General features: G+C 70.3%; 4 protein-coding genes. All 4 read left to right on the top strand.

Features of this window, described 5'->3' with window-relative positions; all coding sequences use genetic code 11:
• Positions 1-1,762, top strand: a 1,762-nt coding sequence (locus ACYP33_RS30515; RefSeq protein WP_459624993.1) for a DUF4118 domain-containing protein, incomplete at its 5' end; no start/stop codon positions are given.
• On the top strand, positions 1,755-2,453 hold the full coding sequence (gene kdpE / locus ACYP33_RS30510) for a two-component system response regulator KdpE (protein ID WP_206131301.1): 699 nt from the start codon (positions 1,755-1,757) through the stop codon (positions 2,451-2,453). The genes ACYP33_RS30515 and kdpE, both read left to right, overlap by 8 nt.
• 235 nt (positions 2,454-2,688) lie before the next feature.
• Positions 2,689-3,009, top strand: coding sequence for a quaternary ammonium compound efflux SMR transporter SugE (sugE, locus tag ACYP33_RS30505; protein ID WP_414451353.1), 321 nt, complete (start codon positions 2,689-2,691; stop codon positions 3,007-3,009).
• A gap of 355 nt (positions 3,010-3,364) precedes the next feature.
• The coding region (locus ACYP33_RS30500; protein WP_459624992.1) for a DUF4126 domain-containing protein at positions 3,365-3,929 on the top strand (565 nt) is incomplete at its 3' end.

Below are 3,929 nucleotides of genomic sequence, written 5' to 3'. Positions count from 1 at the left end.
CGCGCGCGCCTGGCGCGATGCGTTCGTGCAGTTGGCCGGCGAGCGCTCGCCGCCGCGCCATTACGTGGCCGCCGCGCTGATCTGCGCGGCGCTGACCGGGGTGGCCGCGCTCGCGCAGGCGCACCTCGACCTGACCAACCTGGTCATGCTCTACCTGCTCGGCGTGGTGTTCAGCGCGGTCCGACTCGGGCGCGGGCCGGGCGTCATGCAGTCGTTCCTGTCGGTGGCCGCGTTCGATTTCTTCTTCGTGCCGCCGCGCATGTCGCTGTCGGTCACCGACACGCAATATCTGCTGACCTTCTTCGGCATGTTGCTGACCTCGCTGGTGATCAGCCATCTGACGTCCAGCCTGAGCCGGTCGGCCGGCGTGGCCGAGCGGCGCGAGCGGCGCACCGGCGCGATGTACGCGATGGCGCGCGAACTGGCCGCCGCGCTGACGGCCGAGCAGATCGTCGAGATCGGCAGCCGGCACGTGGCCGAGGTGTTTCGCGCGCGCGTGGCGATGCTGCTGCCCGACAACGCCGATGGCGCCGAGCAGGTTCGCCAGCAGATCGAGAACCCCGACGAGGCCGTCACGCTGACGGGCGCCGCGCTCGATACCGATGTCGGCCAGTGGGTGTACGACCAGCAGAAGCCGGCCGGGCACGGCACCGATACGCTGCCCGCGGCGCGGGCGCTGTACCTGCCGCTGAAGGCGCCGATGCGCACGCGCGGCGTGCTGGCGGTGCTCGCGCAGGACCCGCGCGAGCTCGATGCGCCCGAGCAGCAGCGCATGCTCGACACGTTCGCCGCGCAGATCGCGCTGGCGCTGGAGCGCGTGCATTACGTCGAGATCGCGCGCGATGCGCTGGTCAGCATGGAGTCCGAGCGCTTGCGCAATTCGCTGCTGTCGGCGATTTCGCACGATCTGCGCACGCCGCTGACGACCATCGTCGGGTTCTCGTCGATGCTGGCGGGGATGCAGGGCGGCAAGCCGGATCAGGCGCCGGATGCATCGAACGGCGAGGCATCGCCCGGCCTGCCCGCGTTGCCCGAGATTGCGAGCCGGCAGCACGAGCTGGTCGAGGCAATCCACGACGAGGCGCTGCGCATGACCGGCATCGTCACCAATCTGCTCGACATGGCGCGGCTGCAGGCCGGCAGCCTGCAACTGAAGCGGCAGTGGTCGTTGCTGGAGGAAACCGTCGGCGCGGCGCTGGCCGCCTGCAAGCGCGTGCTGGCGCGGCACCCGGTGCAGGTGCGGCTGCCGGCCGATTTGCCGCTGCTGCAGACCGACGCCGTGCTGATGGAGCGCCTGTTCGCGAACCTGTTCGAGAACGCGGCCAAGTACACGCCGGCCGGCAGCGCGCTGACGATCGGCGCGCAACGCATCGAGGAGGGCGGCCAGCCGTTCGTGCGCGTGAGCGTCGACGATCACGGCCCGGGCCTGCGCGCCGGCATGGAAGCGCGCATCTTCGACAAGTTCACGCGCGGCGAGAAGGAGTCGGCCACGCCCGGGATCGGGCTGGGGCTGGCGATCTGCCGGGCGATCGTCGATGCGCACGGCGGTAAGATCGGCGCCCGGAACCGGCTCGCGCCGGACGGCTCGATTGCCGGCGCCAGCTTCTGGTTCACGCTGCCGGTGGATGCGCCGCCGCCCGTGCCCGACGACGCAGCGGCCGATCTGGCCGAACTCGGCGCGCTCGATGCACTCGATGCGCGGGTCGTGCCACCCGCTGCCGCGCCGCCCTTGTCTTCTCCCTTTCCGCCCGACCATGAGTGAACCGACGCTGACCGTTGTCCTGATCGAAGACGAAAAACAGATCCGCCGCTTCGTGCGCACCGCGCTGGAGGCGGAGGGCATTGCCGTGTTCGATGCGGAGACCGGCAAGCAGGGGCTGATCGAGACGGCCACGCGCAAGCCCGACCTGGTGATCGTCGATCTGGGCCTGCCCGATACCGACGGGCTCGACGTGATCCGCGAGCTGCGCGGCTGGTCCGAGCTGCCGGTGATCGTGCTGTCGGCGCGCACGCGCGAGGACGAGAAGGTGGCCGCGCTCGATGCCGGCGCCGACGATTACCTGACCAAGCCGTTCGGCGTGTCCGAACTGCTCGCGCGCATCCGCGCGCATCTGCGCCGACGCAATCTGGGCGGCGCGAACGATACGCCGAGCGTCCGGTTCGGCGAGGTCACGGTGGATCTGGCGTTGCGCGTGGTGACGCGCGGCGGCGCGCCGGTGCACCTGACGCCGCTCGAATACCGGCTGCTCGCGACGCTGGTGCGCCATGCGGGCCGCGTGCTGACGCACCGGCAACTGCTGCGCGACGTGTGGGGGCCGTCGCACGTGGAGAGCCATCATTACCTGCGCATCTACATGGCGCATCTGCGGCAAAAGCTGGAAGCCGATCCGGCGCAGCCGGAGCACATCGTGACGGAGACGGGGGTGGGGTATCGGCTGGTGGGCGCGGCCTGAGGGAATGAGCCGCGCGGGTCGCCGGCCTGTCGGCGGGCTTGCCGACGCGATGCGCCGTGGCGAAGGGCGCACCGACGATACCGAAGCCGCGCATCGCCCTGACGCGCATGGGGTCGATCCCGCACGCCCTGCCGGTTTGTAAGCGCTTTGTTATACTCGCCCCCTGCCCGGGGACGACCCCGGCGCGTCAATCAATCCGCGGGGACGGCCCCGTCCTTCCCGGTGGAGTCGTCTCATGTCCTGGATCCTGCTTTTCATCGCCGGCCTGCTCGAAGTGGCCTGGGCGGCGGGTCTCAAGTCGTCCGAAGGTTTTACGCGGCTCTGGCCGTCGGTGTTTACGGTCGTGACCGCGCTCGGCAGCTTCGTGCTGCTCGCGATGGCGATGCGCCAGTTGCCGCTCGGCACCGCGTATGCGGTCTGGACCGGCATCGGCGCGGTTGGCGCATTCATCTTCGGCATCGTGTTGATGGGTGAGGCCGTGACCGTCGCCCGCGTGGCGAGCGCGGCGCTGATCGTGCTGGGGTTGATCGGGTTGAAGCTGTCGTCGCCGGCCTGAAGCGGGCCTGAGCCGGGCCTGAATGAAGCCGGCTTGAAACCGGCTGAAACCGGTCCAAAGCCGATCCAAAACCGGCCCGAGGTCCGCCCGACGCCGCTCCGACACTCGGCCGAGGTCGCGGTGAAGCCGCTCCGACGCCCCGCGCGGCAACCGCAACCGTCTCCCGGCGTTGCAGATTGGGCACGCTCGCCCCCGCCTGCGGGGCAATCCCCTGCAGCCCATGTTGCGGCGCGTCTATAATGCAAAATCATTGTCTCGGAATTACGCCGCCGGTTGCCCGCCCGGGCATCGGCGGCGGTTCCGTTATGCCGGCCGCCCGGCCGGCGTGCGCGTTCGACGCGCAAGGAGACCACACATGGTCGAGGCCATTTCGCTCGGCGCGGGGCTCGCGTGGGCTAGCGGGCTGCGCCTCTATCTGACGGTTCTGATCGCCGGCGTGCTGGCGCGCACCGGCCTCGTGCATCTTCCCGACACGCTGGCCGCGCTGACCTCGCCATGGGTGATCGGCGCCGCCGCCGTACTGGCTGTCGCCGAATTCCTCGCCGACAAGATTCCCGCGTTCGATTCGCTCTGGGACGCGATCCACACGTTCATCCGGATTCCGGCCGGCGCGGTGCTCGCGGCCGGCGCGCTCGGCCATGCCGATCCCACGGTGCTGGCCGTCGCCGGGCTCGCGGGCGGCACGCTGGCCGGCTCGGCCCACGTGGCCAAGGCCGGCACGCGCGCGCTGATCAACCTGTCGCCGGAGCCGGTGTCGAACTGGATCGCCTCGGCGACCGAGGACGGCATGGTGTTCGCCGGCCTGGCGCTGGCCTTCTTCGTGCCGGTGCTGTTCCTGCTGCTGATGATCGGCTTCATGGCGTTCATGGCCTGGCTGCTGCCGCGGCTCTGGCGCGGCGTGTCGGGCGGCTTTCGCGGCA

It is taken from the genome of Burkholderia sp. 3C, from assembly GCF_054589155.1.
Note: the sequence above shows the minus strand (reverse complement) of the source record. Positions and strands in the feature narration are given on the sequence as shown.